At 45.3% G+C, this 16,065-nt stretch carries 15 protein-coding genes; 8 read left to right on the top strand and 7 right to left on the bottom strand.

All coding sequences use genetic code 11. From position 1 onward, the window contains the following. The first annotated feature begins 542 nt into the window (after nucleotides 1-542). From ACT7WV_RS22955 to ftsY, 3 genes are all read left to right on the top strand, one after another. Nucleotides 543-1,277, top strand: a complete 735-nt coding sequence (locus ACT7WV_RS22955) for a DUF502 domain-containing protein (protein WP_445105102.1) — start codon at nucleotides 543-545, stop codon at nucleotides 1,275-1,277. A 104-nt stretch (nucleotides 1,278-1,381) separates the two neighbouring features. Then, nucleotides 1,382-2,023: a transcription antitermination factor NusB gene (gene nusB / locus ACT7WV_RS22950; RefSeq protein ID WP_445105101.1), complete on the top strand. Its 642-nt coding sequence runs from the start codon at nucleotides 1,382-1,384 to the stop codon at nucleotides 2,021-2,023. A gap of 213 nt (nucleotides 2,024-2,236) precedes the next feature. Next, nucleotides 2,237-4,183 (top strand): signal recognition particle-docking protein FtsY, encoded by a 1,947-nt coding sequence (gene ftsY, locus ACT7WV_RS22945; protein ID WP_445105100.1) that lies wholly within the window; start codon nucleotides 2,237-2,239, stop codon nucleotides 4,181-4,183. A 206-nt stretch (nucleotides 4,184-4,389) separates the two neighbouring features. Here ftsY and ACT7WV_RS22940 read toward each other — a convergent pair whose 3' ends face one another. From ACT7WV_RS22940 to ACT7WV_RS22920, 5 genes are all read right to left on the bottom strand, one after another. Then, a complete protein-coding gene (locus tag ACT7WV_RS22940) occupies nucleotides 4,390-4,830 on the bottom strand; it encodes a QcrA and Rieske domain-containing protein (RefSeq protein ID WP_445105099.1) in 441 nt (146 codons plus the stop codon). 147 nt (nucleotides 4,831-4,977) lie between these two features. After that, entirely contained in the window at nucleotides 4,978-5,676 is a 699-nt protein-coding gene (locus tag ACT7WV_RS22935; RefSeq protein ID WP_445105098.1) for a rubrerythrin family protein, read from the bottom strand. Nucleotides 5,677-5,767: 91 nt separating this feature from the next. Next, nucleotides 5,768-6,055, bottom strand: a complete 288-nt coding sequence (locus tag ACT7WV_RS22930; protein WP_445105097.1) for a peptidase — start codon at nucleotides 6,053-6,055, stop codon at nucleotides 5,768-5,770. Nucleotides 6,056-6,204: 149 nt separating this feature from the next. Continuing rightward, a complete protein-coding gene (locus ACT7WV_RS22925; protein ID WP_445105096.1) occupies nucleotides 6,205-7,521 on the bottom strand; it encodes a sensor histidine kinase in 1,317 nt (438 codons plus the stop codon). 49 nt (nucleotides 7,522-7,570) lie between these two features. Continuing rightward, the gene (locus ACT7WV_RS22920; RefSeq protein WP_445105095.1) at nucleotides 7,571-8,245 is read right to left on the bottom strand and encodes a response regulator transcription factor; all 675 of its coding nucleotides are present in this window, start codon (nucleotides 8,243-8,245) and stop codon (nucleotides 7,571-7,573) included. 172 nt (nucleotides 8,246-8,417) lie between these two features. On the opposite strand from ACT7WV_RS22920, the gene ACT7WV_RS22915 reads away from it, so the two are divergent. From ACT7WV_RS22915 to ACT7WV_RS22895, 5 genes are all read left to right on the top strand, one after another. Continuing rightward, nucleotides 8,418-8,888 (top strand): tetratricopeptide repeat protein, encoded by a 471-nt coding sequence (locus ACT7WV_RS22915; protein WP_445105094.1) that lies wholly within the window; start codon nucleotides 8,418-8,420, stop codon nucleotides 8,886-8,888. Between the two features lie 132 nt (nucleotides 8,889-9,020). Continuing rightward, nucleotides 9,021-9,986 (top strand): S66 peptidase family protein, encoded by a 966-nt coding sequence (locus ACT7WV_RS22910; protein WP_445105093.1) that lies wholly within the window; start codon nucleotides 9,021-9,023, stop codon nucleotides 9,984-9,986. A gap of 170 nt (nucleotides 9,987-10,156) precedes the next feature. Continuing rightward, on the top strand, nucleotides 10,157-11,218 hold the full coding sequence (hemE, locus tag ACT7WV_RS22905; RefSeq protein WP_445105092.1) for a uroporphyrinogen decarboxylase: 1,062 nt from the start codon (nucleotides 10,157-10,159) through the stop codon (nucleotides 11,216-11,218). Between the two features lie 269 nt (nucleotides 11,219-11,487). Further along, nucleotides 11,488-12,483, top strand: coding sequence for an NAD-dependent epimerase/dehydratase family protein (locus ACT7WV_RS22900; protein ID WP_445105091.1), 996 nt, complete (start codon nucleotides 11,488-11,490; stop codon nucleotides 12,481-12,483). A gap of 172 nt (nucleotides 12,484-12,655) precedes the next feature. Next, nucleotides 12,656-13,108: a DUF2267 domain-containing protein gene (locus ACT7WV_RS22895; RefSeq protein ID WP_445105090.1), complete on the top strand. Its 453-nt coding sequence runs from the start codon at nucleotides 12,656-12,658 to the stop codon at nucleotides 13,106-13,108. A 46-nt stretch (nucleotides 13,109-13,154) separates the two neighbouring features. On the opposite strand, the gene ACT7WV_RS22890 is transcribed toward ACT7WV_RS22895, so the two are convergent. Together ACT7WV_RS22890 and ACT7WV_RS22885 are read right to left on the bottom strand one after the other, a co-directional pair. Continuing rightward, nucleotides 13,155-14,684, bottom strand: a complete 1,530-nt coding sequence (locus ACT7WV_RS22890; protein WP_445105089.1) for a flotillin family protein — start codon at nucleotides 14,682-14,684, stop codon at nucleotides 13,155-13,157. Next, nucleotides 14,684-16,063, bottom strand: a complete 1,380-nt coding sequence (locus ACT7WV_RS22885) for a flotillin family protein (protein WP_463424294.1) — start codon at nucleotides 16,061-16,063, stop codon at nucleotides 14,684-14,686. Before ACT7WV_RS22885 ends, ACT7WV_RS22890 begins: the two co-directional genes overlap by 1 nt. Between the last annotated feature and the right edge of the window lie 2 nt (nucleotides 16,064-16,065).

The following is a 16,065-nucleotide window of genomic DNA, read 5'->3' as shown; positions in this document are numbered from 1 at the left end:
AGTTTCTCTGTCTTACTTAAGATGGATGCGCTTACCGCTGAGCACTACAACCCTAAAGTGAAAGGAGAAAACAATCTCTAGTCTCTCAGGCAACAAATCTCTCAACTCAACAGAAAATGGGAATCCTTGTCCCAACCTGTTAAAATGTCAATTATTACACTAGTGTAAGATTAGTATTTTGGGAAAGTATTTAGGCTTGCTGGACTCTCCGGTTTGCAAAATCGGTGAAGAGTCCGGAGATTTTGCGTCTAAACACAAGCAATAAAGTGGAGGGAGCTAAATAATAGAGAGGTTGCTACTTGCAACAATCCTTTACAAGCCTTACAAATAAAATATGGAACCCTTGAAAAATAGCACGGCTTCACTGGAGCAAATCAGCTTGGTTGCGCAGAAGTTAAACTTCACTCAACTGCGGGTTCACCTGCCTTGATCAACAATTATCTGGTCAAGGTTTCGCCTTTTGTTTTGTGACAGCTCATGCCAGTGAGATGAGTGGCACAAGACACAGTTATAAGAGCCAATGTAAGGAGATTCGGTGCTCTGTGATCCAACGCTTTAAGCAGGATTTAAAAAATGACCTAATTGCAGGTCTTTTGGTAGTGATTCCTCTCGCTACCACAATCTGGTTGACTATTAATATTGCCCGTTGGGTGATCAATTTTCTGACCAGCATTCCTAAACAAATTAACCCCTTTGATAACCTTAACCCCATCCTCGTAAACCTGATTAATTTATCGGTGGGTCTAGCTGTACCACTGCTGTGCATTCTGCTAATTGGCCTAATGGCACGCAATATTGCAGGCAGCTGGTTGCTCGATTTTGGGGAAAGGGTTTTGCAGGCAATTCCTTTTGCTGGTACGGTTTATAAAACCCTCAAGCAGCTATTAGAGACAGTTTTAAAGGACTCTAACGATAAATTTCGCCGAGTCATTTTGGTAGAGTATCCCCGATCGGGAATCTGGGCACTTGCCTTCGTTACCGGTACTCTTAGCAGCGAGATTCAAACTCACATGAGTCGTCCGATGTTGAGTATTTTCATTCCTACAACTCCTAATCCTACCAGTGGCTGGTACGCAGTTATTGCGGAAGACGAAGTGATTAATCTCTCAATGTCTATAGAGGATGCCTTTAAAGTCTTGCTCTCTGGTGGAATTGTTGACCCATCTTCCTATTCTTTGAACACGAGTAGGTCAAAATTATCTCCCGCAAAAAAACCTCTAGAGCAACCCCTACCTGAAATAAGAAGGCAAGTTTTACCCACAGAAGAAAGCACATAAGTCAGTTGTCAAAAGCCAGATGTCACTTGTCATTAGGTTAGTTGTTAAAGACGAAATAAAAAGCACAAAAAAAATACAAAAGACAAAAGACATAAGGACACAAAATGCAACCACGCCGAATTGCTCGTGAACTGGCTCTTTTAAGCCTCTCTCAAATACGGAACGTAGCTGAAAAACTGGATTCACACCAACTGAATAACCTAGTGTTAGCAGCAGTTCGTACCTTAACAACCGAAATACAAGAGACATTAGAAACTGCTGCTGCTGAACTCAGACGAGGAAGCGATCGCCTCCTCGATAGCGAAACTCGTGCCACTGACGTACGCAGCGCCAAAGCAATGGTGGCAGATGCGATCGAATTAACCCAGAAAGCCCTCAACCGCATCGGCACAGCGGTAGAAATCCCGGAAGTTATTCAATTGACCAATCAGTACGAAGTGCGTGAATACGCCTTAAGCATTATCCAAACTGTCAACCGCAGACAGCAAGAAATTGACGAAATTTTGACCAAAGCACTCCAAGATTGGCAACTCAAACGTTTGCCGACAATCGACAGAGATATCTTGCGAATAGCTGTGGCAGAAATTTCCTTTTTGGAAATACCAGAACGGGTGGCAATTAACGAAGCAGTGGAACTGGCAAAGCGATACAGTGATGAAGAAGGACATCGATTTATCAATGGTGTAATGCGCCGTGTCTCTAATCGCCTGAATGCTCAACTGAATGCTCAAGCTAGCTTGCAGTAACCTGAGTAAATAGCCCTTAAGGGTATATTGGTAGTCCTTAAAACTGACGGTAACGAGTGGTTAGCTAGTGTGCCTCTTAGCAACGAAGTCAATCATCAACTGCATACCTAGCTAGCTACTCAAACACTGTCGCGATTGGAGAGAAAATTTTTTAGAGTTATATTAACTATCTCTTAAGAGAAGTAAATTAACGCCGGGAGTAGATTAAGTGCCATGGTTTTTAATTGGTTCCGCAGACAGAAGGGCACCGATGCAGCATCTTCTCAGGAGACTCCTTGCCAAACCTCCCAGGCTGAACAGGAACAAAAGGCTCAAGAACAACAGTCCTTAGAACCTGCTGAGTCTGAGTCAACTGAGGAAAACTCACCAGCAGTTGCCGAGGATTACCTGAGTTGGGCCAAGGCTGCCTACAAAAATATTCAACAAAAATCTCAAGAAACTGCCCCAGAAACTACAGACATAACAAAAGAAGATACTGAGTCTGCTGCCCAAACTGAGGCAGCTTTATCTGAGGAAAGCCAAGCAACTGCTCCTCATGAAACAATAATCACCGCGGATCAAGTTGCTAATGCTGAAGCTGCCCAAGAGTCCCTCGCCTCAACAGACACTACACCATCTACTAGTACCCTAGCCACAACAGAAGAACCAACGGCACCTGCGATACCAGAAGTACCAGAAGCGGAAGCTGCCACGACTGAAACTGCTGAGGCTTTTAAGGGAGAAGTATCTCCTCAGGTGTCACCGATCCTAACTCAAGCGGAAGTAGAAACTACTACTGAGGCAGCTATACCAGTAAATACCCCGCAAACAGAGGAGACGGTAGAGGCAAAAGCACCAGAAGCACTGCCAAACTCCCCAGTACCGGAAGAAGTTGTTTTAACCCCATCCCAGGAAGACACCACAACACCAGAAGCAGAAGCCAACGTAACTTCCCAAACTACAGAGTCAACAGTTGCCCCAGAACAAGAAGCTACTGACACGACTTTACCTGCTTGGGCACGTCGATCAAAAGGGGTGCAAGAGCGACTAGAACGACTCAAGGCAACCGCAGTCGAAGTTCCAGAACCAGAACCTGTAAGGGTAGTTCCTCGGCAAGAAGAAACTACGGTGGTGGGAAGATTAGCACCCCAAGAGGAAAATACTGGTCTAGTATTTGATGAGGAGTTCTTATGGTCAGCTAAAGTTTTAGCAGACCAGGGTCGTACTCCTGACGATGTATCAGCTGAAGAAATTAGCTGGCTAAAGCAACTGCGTCAGGGATTAGGCAAAACCCGCCGTGGCTTAATTAACCAACTCAAAGCAATTGTTGGTCAAGGGCCGTTGAATCAAGACGCTGTTATGGAAATTGAGGCACTGCTGTTGCAGGCAGATGTCGGCGTTGAAGCAACGGACTATATTATCAACACCCTGCAAGACAAACTGCGAGAGGAAGCGCTACCTCCAGAAGCGGCTATTGCCTACCTGAAGAGCATTTTACGAGATTTGCTGGAACAACCTTATCAAGAAGATTCCTACAGTCTCACCTTCGTGCCAGAAAAGGACACCCTGAATATTTGGCTGATTACTGGCGTTAATGGCGCAGGTAAAACCACGACTATTGGTAAACTTGCCCACCTCGCTCAAAAATCTGGCTACAGTTGCTTAATCGGCGCAGCTGACACCTTCAGGGCAGCAGCCGTGGAACAAGTTAAGGTTTGGGGAGAACGCAGTGGTACTGAAGTTATTGCTAATCCAGGAAAGAATACTGATCCAGCAGCCGTAGTGTTCGATGCGATCGCAGCAGCAAAAGCCCGAGGTAGTGAATTACTTTTGGTAGACACGGCAGGGCGGTTGCAAAATAAGAAAAACTTGATGGAGGAATTGGCAAAAATTAGGCGCATTGTCGATAAAAAAGCCCCCAACGCCAAGGTGGAATCCCTACTAGTTTTGGACGCCACACTTGGCCAAAACGGTCTGTCTCAGGCGCAAGTTTTCTCGGAAGCTGCCAAACTAAGCGGTGTAGTCTTGACAAAATTAGATGGTAGTGCTAAAGGGGGCGTTGCCTTAGCCGTAGTGCAACAAATGGGTTTACCGATCCGATTTATTGGTGCTGGGGAAGGTATTGAAGATTTACGTCCCTTCTCTAGTTACGAGTTTGTAGAAGCCTTGCTTAGTAGTTAGGCTTTAGCCAAAAACTTCATTAAAAGTGATGCTGTAGGGTGGGTAACGCCTACCCTATTAGTAGTTCTTGAGGCAGTAAATTGCCTCCCTTAGTTACCGACTAAATTAGTTTAAAGGGATTTTCCTCAAGAGCTGGCGTTCATTCCTAGTGTCCTCTGACAACTTTGCCTAATCTTAGCGATAAGGTAGTAGGTGCCAGCTTGGCTCTAGCTTTTTTGAACCAAAATTGAATCTCCTTCTAACTTAACTTTGTAAGCAGTTAGAGGTTTTGTTGCTGGACCTTGAATAACTTCTCCACTGCTAGCAAATTTGGAACCGTGACAAGGGCAAACAAAAGACGCTTGGTCTTTTTCCCATGCCACAGTGCAACCTGCATGAGTACAAATAGGACTAACAGCAACAAGTTTATCAGTTGCAGAGGGATCTCTAACAACCAAAACCGTACCACCAGAAAATTGTTGGTTGAGGATTTGACCTTTTGTGTCTAATTCTGTTACCTTGCCGACGGGCTGAAAACTCTCACTACTCTGAGAACTAGCAGATGGTTCTGAATTAGTATTTTTTGGAGAACAAGCGGCAAGTGCTACAGGCAAAAAACTAGCAATGCCACCAACGCCAACCCAACCGAGAAACTCACGACGATTCATAATGAGTGGTTAATTAGTTACTATTTACTGATTCAGTGAGACGCTCATTTTCGGTAAGAAACACTCCACATTATTTAGTGTAGCTTTGCAGAAGTTGGTTATGGAAATAAGATCAGCAAGATCGCCGAGAAAACTTCTGGAATTCGGTTAGCTTACTTTTTCAAACTGTTCTTTGGTATTACCTTTAGGACAATTTGCCGTATCACTAAGATTCATTGTTGTTTCCCCAGAAGTTTGGCAGACATAAAAGGGTTGCTTAGCTTCTCTCCAGGCTTCGAGGTTATTTTTAGCTTGAGTGTAGAATTTAGCGTGTTGGGCTTCAGCATCTGCGGCATAAGTAAACGTTTGTACAGCCTCTTGGTTGCCCTCTGCCTTTGCCTGCTTGATGAACTCAGGGTACATCGTGTCACGCTCGTAAGATTCTCCTTTAATTGCTGCTTCTAGGTTTTCTGCAGTCGATTTAACCTCTGGTGTGGTGATGTTGTTTTCCGGTGTAGCAGCCATCTCCCGGATTACCTTGGCATGATTATCCCGGTGAATTTCTTCTGCTCTTGCTGCGGCACGGAACAGGCTAGCAACTTGCTTGTAACCTTCCTCATCTGCCTTTTTAGCAAAAGCTACGTAGTGAACGTGGGCATTAGACTCGCCGTTGTAAGCTGACTGGAGATTTTTCAGCGTCATTGACTCAGAACTGGCAACCTGATTTTCTGTTGGTTGCGAAGACTCAACAGTAGCAGATGGTGGCTGTTGTGAGCAGCCTACTACAGTTAGTATTCCTAGCGCAGCAATGGATATAAAAGCAGCAGTTTTTTGAGTAAAGCGAGGGGATTTTGGTGTAGGAATCATGATGGCACTCTCCTGATCTAAAAAACTAAAAAACTAATAGTAAAAAGTAATTAAAAAATTAGTTGCCCTGGGTTGAAGGGAGTAAATTGAATTAGCGATCGCTGATTTTCTTCACTGCAGGATGCTTCTTGAACAAACCAGTCATGCTCAAACCTGTTACTAGCAAGCCTAATAATCCCAAACCATTGAGAAGTGGGTAAATAGTTTCTAGCCCAAGGATTTTGAAAGTATGAATTCTCATGAGAAACTCGGCGATAGCATCTTGTCCTAACCATTCATCAAAAATGGTGTAGCCCATCCCAGTGATCACAGTCAAAATTAAGGGCAAACAAACAGCGATCGCGAGCATTCTGTGATATTTACGAAAGGCACGAATCATCAACATCCCCTCCTGGGTTTCTCTAAAAATCTGACTTGAGCAATTACCTGTGCAGCCCTCTACTTACGAACTTAAGGAACAAAGGTAAAGAACTTGGGTGGATAGAGGATGTTGTTAAAATTCAGGACAGGTTTTTGATCTAACTTTATTCAAGCGACTGGCAAACGTACTTGGAAGCAGCTACCAACTCCTAACTCACTACTGGCGGTAATTTCTCCACCATGGCGTTGAGCAATAGCTTGAGCGATCGCTAATCCTAACCCTGAGCCTTCCTGGTGGTGAGTTCGGGCGGAATCGGCTCGCCACAGGCGATCAAAAATCAAGGGCAAATGTTCTGGGGCGATACCAATACCCGTGTCCTCGATGCTGACAACCACAAAGGTTTCACGTCTGCTCATCGACAGGGTAACCGTCCCCCCCGATGGAGTATATTGCAGAGCGTTTTCTAGCAAGTTACAAAATAAACGAAAAAGCTGAGATGCATCTCCCTTGACAAAAACCTCAGTTTGTAGACTTTTTTTCAGGATAATTTCTTGGGCTTCGGCACTGGGTTCTAGACGTTCCTCGACATCTTCCAAAAGTTCGTCAAGGGGAATCACCGTCCATTCGCGGGTTGGTGCTGCAGTTGTCACATCGGTTCGTGCTAGCAAGAGTAAGTCTTCCACCAAGCATTTCATCTGGTTAGTAGCACTGACGATAGCCTGTAACTTCTCAACATCCGCCGCATGGATCCTCTCTGGGTGAGTTTGCATCACTTCTACTGAAGTTTTAATCGCCGTTAAGGGACTGCGTAACTCATGGGAAGCATCCGCTGTAAACTGCTTCAACTGGCGAAAACTTTGTTCAACTGGCTTGAGAGATTGCCGCGTCAGCCACATACCACCCACCCCAATGAGTCCTAAAGCGAGAGTTCCTCCCAAAGCTGAACCCCAACGTAGTTGTCGGAGAATCGCTTCCACATTTTTAGTAGACTCACTAGCACGGATATAGCCTTCCAGTTTTCGCTGTTGGTCAGTGAAACTGTAGGCGGCAATTGTTAAAGTACGAACTTGATCATTGTGTATTGCCTGGAAACCTGTATGCAGTGGCAAAGTTGGGGAAAGTTTGCCAGAGACAGCTAGCCGCCGTTTGTCAGCACCAAACCATTCCACACTCTGGTCTAGTTTACGGAGATTTTGCCAGGGAATATCAAGATCTCCATCACTATCCCAGGGACGGTAAGCCGTCTGATTAACAGCATTACGATCCTGCTTAATAGCCACTAAGCTGTGAGAAGCAGCTTGAGCTAGATTCAGCAGGCGGTTATCAACTTGCTGGTAGAGACTCTGGGCGAAAAACTGATAAATCACGCCATCAGATATTACTCGAATTGCCATCATGACAAGCAAGTAAGAACCCAAAAGACGCCATCGCAGGGCTTGAAACTGAGGGTTTATCTGGTTTTGAGCTTTGAGTTTCCCCTTCATTTGGATACTTTGAGCTGTTATTTTAAAAAGCTGTTCGTGGGGTTAATTGCTAGTTTTTTTTCAGTCGATAGCCCAAGCCATAAACTGTTTCGATCAAATCACCAGGAGCTCCTGCTGCCCTCAATTTCTTGCGTAAATCTTTGAGGTGAACTTTAATTACTTCTTCCCCTGGTGAATCTTCAAACGACCAAAGGTGTTCGAGAATATTGCTGCGGCTCAAGACGCGATTATTATTGCGTAGAAATAATTCAAGTAGACCATATTCTTTAGGAGTCAGATGTAGTAACTTCCCTGCATAGGTTACTTGGCAGCTACTAGGGTCAAGGCATAAACGCTCCCATTCCAGCATAGGCTGCAAGGTTGTATTACTCCGTCTCAACAATGCTCGAATCCTAGCGGTCAACTCTGGCAAATCAAAGGGTTTGACCACATAGTCATCAGCACCCGCATCTAACCCAATTACCTTATCATTACTGGTATCTCTGGCTGTTAGCATCAGCACTGGCGTCATCTTGCCAGCTCGACGGAACTGCTGACATAAAGTAATGCCATCCAGCTTAGGCAGCATTATATCCAACAGAATTAAGTCATAGTCAGCAGCAAGAGCGTAATCCAAACCAGCTTCGCCATCGGTGACTAAATCAACTACATATTTTTGGTCTTTGAGGGTTTCTGCAAGCGCTTTGGCAATTCGCTGATCATCCTCGACTAGTAGAATCCTCATGCTTGTTTACAGCAAGTTGTGAGTGGCACTATCTTTATAATCTCCCCTAGCACTAGAGCAATAACCAATTCGGCCCCCAACTTACCCCTGTGACCAAAGCTACTTTGCCTCATAGTACACAATGGTTAAAAGACTGAGTTGAGATAAATCTTCACACTACGACTCTATATCCATGAATGACTCATCAATCAATTTGTTACTTGAAGACCTGAAAAATCCCAAAGAGAAAGTCCGTCAACGGGCAACAGGAGAACTTTGGCGCATCTGGTTTTATCAAAAGGGAATATATGGACTAGAAAAACTGGAGCGTATTCAGTCCTTATTCAAAAGCGGAGATACAAAACAGGCAGAAGCACTACTAACAGACTTGATTGACGACCAACCAGATTTCGCTGAAGCCAGAAATCAACGCGCTCTCCTCTACTACACCATAGGTGATTACGAGAAGGCAAGAGACGATTGTCAGGAAGTAATCACGCTCAATCCAGTTCATTTCGGCGCACTCCATGGTCTAGGCTTGTCCCATGCTGCCCTCGGAGATTACAGAGCAGCAATTCAAGCATTTCGCAAAGCTCTAGAAATCCAACCCTATGCTCTGATTAATCAAAAGTTACTTCTTGAATGTACAGCAAGGTTGAGTTAAATCGGTTGTAGGTTGACAGTTAACTTCTCTAATAGAAAATAGTTAATGGAAAATCGAAAATTGAGCTTTATACACCAGATTATGGCTTATATTTTCCATTTTCCATTTTCCCTTTGCCCGCGAAGCGATTATATGACCAAGGATTTACATTCCCAGCTACCGCCACCGCTCAAACCGGGTGATTTATTGCGGGTGATTGCTCCGAGTGGACCCCTACGAGAGTTGGAAAGATTTGAGAAGGGTTTAGAAATTTGGCGATCGCGTGGCTATAAAGTCCAACTGTCAGACAATTGGGACGCTAAGGAAGGCTATCTTGCTGGAGTAGATGCTGAAAGACGCCGTCAGTTGGCTGATGCTTGGCAAGACTCTCAATGTCGGGGCATTCTCTGTACTAGAGGTGGTTATGGTGGCGCTAGACTCCTGGAAAACTGGACATGGCTACCTAGTCAGGGAACTCTAGAATATCAACCCCACTCCCAAACAGAGCAGCAACTTTCTGTTGCTTCCTTATCTCCCAAGTGGCTCATTGGTTTTTCTGACATTACCAGTTTGTTATGGAGTTTAGTTAAGGTAGGTATTTCTAGTGTTCATGGACCAGTACTAACAACTCTGGCTGCTGAGCCAGATTGGTCACTTGAGCGCTTATTTAATTGTGTTGAAGGCCGTCCTTTGGCTCCGCTTACTGGTATTGGTTGGGGTGGTGGTAGGGCTAGTGGCCTGCTGCTACCAGCCAATCTTACCGTTGCGACCCATTTGTTGGGAACAGCAATACAACCTCCCCTAGATGGCGTTATCCTTGCCCTAGAAGACGTCGGAGAGGCTCCCTACCGAGTTGACCGCATGCTCACCCAGTGGCGTATGAATGGAGCCTTGAAAGGTATTCGAGGTATTGCTTTGGGGCGTTTTAGTCAATGTGAACCACCTCAAGATATTCCCAGTTGGACTATAGAAGAGGTACTGCGCGATCGCCTGAGTGACCTCGGTATACCTATTGTCTCGGAACTTCCTTTCGGTCACGATGGTGTTAATGCAGCTCTTCCTCTAGGACAGTTAGTACAGTTAGATGCTGACCAGGGGACTCTTAGTTGGGAAGTGTAGTTATTGCCGCCAGATGAAAAGACAAGGGAGAGCTTTCAACATGCCAAATCGTTTGGCAACAAGGCAAGACCAACAGGAAAGTTCAGCCTTCAAACCTCCAACAGCTCTAGGCAATTGCAAAATGGTAAGCTAACAAATGCGCAGAAAAGTTTGTATAGGGTGGAATTAATATGGCTGGGTCAACCCAGATTCCTTACTTGTTAAGGGCAGCTCGTGGTGAAGTATTAGACCGTCCCCCGGTATGGATGATGCGGCAGGCAGGTCGTTACATGAAGGCTTACCGAGATTTACGGGATAAATATCCTTCATTCCGCGATCGCTCGGAAATTGCAGAAATTGCCATTGAAATTTCTCTGCAACCCTGGAAAGCATTTCAGCCGGATGGGGTCATTTTATTTTCCGACATTCTGACACCCCTGCCTGCAATCGGCATTCCCTTCGATATTATCGAAAGTAAGGGTCCAATTATTGACCCACCGATTCGCTCTCAGGAACAGATTGACCAAATCCATCCTCTAGAGGTGGAAAAACTGCCGTTTATTCGGGAGATTTTGCAAGCGCTACGGCAAGAAGTAGGCAACGAAGCAGCGGTGTTGGGTTTTGTCGGCGCTCCCTGGACGCTGGCGGCCTACGCAATTGAGGGTAAAAGCTCGAAAAATTATTCCATTATCAAAGGCATGGCTTTTTCTGAGCCTGCCATGCTACACCAATTTTTGGGCAAGATTGCTGATTCGATCGCGGCTTATGTCTGTTACCAAATTGATAATGGAGCTCAAGTAGTACAGATGTTTGACTCTTGGGCGGGTCAACTGAGTCCTCAAGACTACGAGACTTTTGCCTTGCCTTATCAACAACAGGTAGTTCGCCAGGTCAAAGCAACTCATCCCGACACGCCTTTAATCCTTTATATCAGTGGTAGTGCTGGCGTTTTGGAAAGAATGGCCCAATCAGGTGTTGATATTGTCAGTGTGGACTGGACAGTAGACATGGCAGAGGCTAGGCAGCGATTGGGTTCTCAAATGAAAGTGCAGGGAAATATGGATCCTGGTGCGCTATTTGGTTCCAAGGATTTTATCCGCGATCGCATTCTGGATAACATTCGTAAAGCAGGTAACCAAGGTCATATCTTTAATCTTGGTCACGGTGTCTTACCTGGAACTCCAGAGGATAACGTGAGGTTCTTCTTTGAGACTGCTAAACAAGCAGATAAACTTTTGGCTGTCCACGCCTAATTTCTTTTAAGATCAATACCGGAAGGTTCTGGTTAACTGAGAAAGTTTGTTATTGGTCATTGGTTCTTTGTCTGCTGTGGAGAGTGAATAATCAATGATCAATAACAAACAACCGAGAATGTTTCATTTATTTCAAAGTTCAAGAGAATTGATCTTAGATTAAGACAACTATTTAGTTTTTTGTCTCGAAAATAGATTAATGATTTAGATAGATTGCTGACTATTCCCACCCCATCTCCCCTGCCAATACCTGCACTTTCAAGGTAAGTATGAACCCCAAGCGGATTTTTCTGACAGGTGCCAGTGGCTGTATTGGTCACTACATCACCGAAGCGTTGCTTCAGGAAACTGAACACGAGTTGTACCTGTTAGTCAGGAACCCAGCTAAACTGGGTTTTGACTACGAGAATCATCCTGGTGTAACAATTTTGCAAGGAGACTTGCGCCAGATTGAGCGTTTGGGTGACCTACTCCAGACGATGGATGTGGCAATATTGGCCGCAACGGCTTGGGGAGGTTCAGCAGAGTCCTTTGATATTAATGTGGTAAAAACCATCCGGTTGATGGAATTGCTTGACCCTCTAGTTTGTCAACAGGTAATTTACTTCTCTACTGCCAGTATTCTAGACCGCCATAATCGATTACTTAAAGAAGCTGGTCAATTAGGGACAGATTACATCCGTTCTAAGTATGACTGTCTGATGCGATTGTCAAAACTGGCAATTGCTCCGAAGATTACTGCTTTGTTTCCTACTTTAGTTTTAGGAGGAGACGAGAATAAACCCTATTCTCATATATCCTCCGGCATTGCAGATGTAGTGAAATGGATTAACCTGATTCGCTGGTTTAAAGCTGATGGCAGTTTCCACTTTATCCATGCCAGAGACATTGCTCAAGTAGTAAGCTATCTAGTTGAGCATCCCCTCGTCGAGTATCCACCAGAGGACGATGTACCTACGGAGATGGAGGGTATATCTGCTGACCGAATAGTTTTGGGCAATCAGCGATTAACCATCAACCAGGCTGTGGAAGAAGTTTGTGCCTATCTGGGCAAAAAAATTTATTTTCGCTTACCTTTGTACCCGTGGCTTGCTAGTCTCTTTATTATTCTGTTCCGAATTCAGATGGCAGCGTGGGATAGATTCAGCCTGGATTATCGGTATTTCACCTATAAAAATCCCATCAACCCAGAAACCTTTGGCTTAGAAACTTACTGTTCAACTTTAACTGATGTACTCAAAATCAGCGGCATTGAGAGAAATTAGTAGGTTACTAAGGATTGTCACAAAGGAACAGTAATTAACGCCAATCATCACTAATTGAGAGTACTCCTACAATTTATCTATATACATAGATACTTGATTGTCTGAAAACTTTCTGCGAAGGTAAAAGTTTAAGATTATCTGATCGCAACCTTATTAAATTGAGGAAAGTTCCATGACAACCAACACACCTTTCCTAGAAAAAGTCAAGACCAAGGCTCATCTAGAAGATGTCTTCGACGCCCGCGATATAGCTGAGGTAGTATTCCGCACAATGCGCGACTTAATGACTACCGAAGCCTCCCAGCGCGTGGGACAAGAATTGCAGGAAAAACACGAAGCTATACCGACGGTAGATGAAGTACCAAAGGGCGAAGTAGCAGACCTCTGGAAAGACACAAATCCCATCGTCAGCTTTCTGAGTCGGGTTCGACCCCCTCTCAAGTTTGATGCCGATACTTTCTTGTTTAGAATTACTCAAGAAGGCAGCTTACCGAGAGGAGTAACAGCAGAAACTGTCGTTACAGCAATCTTTTCTGCAACCAAAGATGAATTATCGAAGGAGCGAGTAGAAGAAATTGATGGCTTTTTACCGGACAAAATCCAGCAAATGTGGCGACAGGCATAAACAAAAAGCATACTTGATTACCTGAGTGTGCTTTTTGTTTATACTGTTATTCCTCCTCTAGCCAAGCCTTGAGCATCCTAGTCGGAATGTGAATTGCAGGGTGAGCAAAAATTTCCTGCAAAGCCTCTTGACCTCCTATGTTCAAGGCTTTCTTCAACCGAATTTGGAGATTGGGAGATTGCTTAATAGTTCGCTGCACAGCTTGTTCACATTGGCCAGTGGTTGGCTTGGTCAGTGCCAGTTTGTCTAAGAGAGGCTGAACTTCTTGGCGCAGGGAATTTTCCAAAGAAATCTGTTCTGATGATTCACTCACAGCCAAACGGCGCAATTTACCGTTCCCTCCAGGCTCACCCCCCGCTAAATGTTGCACCGCACCAGCAAAATCCATACCAGTTGTCTGACGGAGTTGCTCTAGGAAAGCGGCGATTTTGGTGACATTGCCGCCACTTTGCTCGTTAATCACCGTAACATTTTGCACCTCAACCTCCGGCACAGAAGCAACCATTGTCTTTAATAGCACTTCCAGCTTCTGGAAGAGGAAAATTTCACGTGCTGAAGGGCCAGCAGCCTTCCAAGACTCGGCCAAGCGCATTGTCCCCTCTGCTTGTGCCTTACCCTGTTCGATAATCTGCGAGGCATTACCCCTGGCTTGGGAAATTGCCTGCTTGCAATCCGCCTCTGCTGGGGCCACGACATCTGCCTGTAGCTGCTGTTCTACCTGCTTAATCCGCTCTTTTTGTACTCCTACCTCAGCTCCAGTCCGCACTACCTCCGAGGCAATCTCAGCCTCCACCTCAGCCACCACTGCTCCCCGCTTGGTGAGCGCATCCTGGACTCGTCGCTCTGCCTCAGCTTTGGCAATTTCAATATCCCGATCAATGCGTCTGAGAGCTGTAATTCTCTCATTTTCTGCCGACCGGATCATTGACTCTGCGTGAGCTTGAGCTTCCGCTATCCGAGCATCGCGCAGCAATTCCGCCGTTTGTTTGCGTCCAATAGAGTTCAAGTAGCGGACTTCATCGGCAATAGTCTGAATTTGCAGATTATCTAGCACCAGTCCTAACTTTTCTAAGTCATCCTCCGCCTCTTCTAATAAACTTTTGGCAAAAGCCATCTTGTCTTCGTTAACTTGTTCTGGTGTCAGAGAAGCCAGCACACCTCGCAAATTCCCCTCCAGTGTTTCTTTGGCTAACTGTTCAATCTCCTGGCGAGTTTTGCCCAACAAGCGCTCAATGGCATTATGAATCGTGGGTTCCTCGCCAGCTATTTTGATATTAGCCACTCCCTCCACTTGCAAAGGAATGCCACCTTTAGAGTAGGCATTGGACACCCGTAATTCAATAATCATATTGGTCAAATCTAAGCGGAAGGTACGCTCTAGAAGTGGCACCCGGATGCTGCTACCACCCTTAACCAAGCGATATCCTATTCTGCGTCCCTCTGAGGTGGATTGGCTAGAACCAGCGAAGATCAACACCTCACTAGGTTGACAAATATAGTAGAGGTTGCGAATTACAAAAAAGCCGGCCCCAGTACCCAGACCAAGAACGCTGAGTAATGCTAAGATGACTTCCATTATTGAACTCCTTTGTCGCGATGATTGCGGTTTAGAGTGCCTAAAACATTAATACCCAGGGTTTGATCTACCTGATCAAGAAACTGAGAGACAATTTCTGGATAAACTTTAACCAAACTGGCGATCGATTTACCGTCGCCATTGTCAATTACGTTAATTTGATCGAGGTGTAATTGACCGGGAATCTGAGCCGCCTCGCGCAAGACCATCTCAATTTGCTGAATTAAGAATACCTCGGAAGCTTCAGTACCGGTTTTTTGCCAAACTTGTGAGAGCATATCATTAACTAGAGCTGCCGCCTTAGCGTTTTCTGCCAGTACAGAAGCTTCACCTCTGGCTTTGAGTTCTTTTGCCTGCCGTTCGGCGTCTGCTGGGAGTACCGTATCAGCCTCTAAGCGCAGACGCTCTAGCTCAGCACGTATGACCTGTAGCTGCTGCTCGGCTCTAGCTCTAGCTTCCTTGGCTGCTGCTGTAGTGCGCTCTTCTTCTGAACGGGCCTGCTGCTCTAGTTCCGCCTTGATTTTGCGTAGTTCGTTTTCTTTCTGCTGAACAATCGTGCGGGCTTGAGTTTTGGCAACTTCTGCCTGTCGTTGACAGTCAGCCTCGATGCGTTCGGCTTCCCCCAAAGCATTGGACTCGGCAATCTCTGCATCGCGCACAATCATGGCAATACGACGGCGACCAATCGATTTGAGGTAGTCTACATCATCGGAGACGCTCTGAATTTTCAGGGTATCGAGTTGTAAACCTAGCTTAGATAAGTCACGAGATACGTCTTGAGCAATGCGCTCAGCAAAACTCAAACGATCTTCATTGAGATCTTCTGGAGTCAGGCTGGCAACCACACCCCGCAAGTTACCTTCTAGGGTTTCCCGCACCACGCGGTTAATTTCAGAACGGTCGTGGTCGAGAAAGCGCTCAATGGCATTGCCTACAATCGCCGGATCACTAGAGATTTTGACGTTAGCGATCGCTTGGATGTTGATTGGTGTCCCTCCTTTAGAGTAGGCGTTGTGTACTTCCACTAATACTGGCATGGTGGTCAAATCCATGTATTTGACTTGTTCCAGGATGGGAATGCAAATTGTTCTGCCGCCAAAGATAACTCGGTAGCCTAACTTTTGTCCCTCCCTGGTACGGTGTTCACGACCCGATAAAATGAGGATTTCATTGGGTTTACAGATCCGCATAAAGACATTGATAAACCAAATCAATACCAAGACTCCAAACAGGGATAGAGCGATCGGCAATGCGGTAGATAATTGTCCCTGGACGTCATTCTTTTGAAAAGATACAGACTGATTTGGCTCTATTTGTGCCAGTTTTACTACTGCGGCTTCTTCTGCAAAGAAAGATTGAAATTCTGGTTGAATTTTCATGT

The organism is Symploca atlantica LB2515 (genome assembly GCF_052546295.1).
Note: the sequence above shows the minus strand (reverse complement) of the source record. Positions and strands in the feature narration are given on the sequence as shown.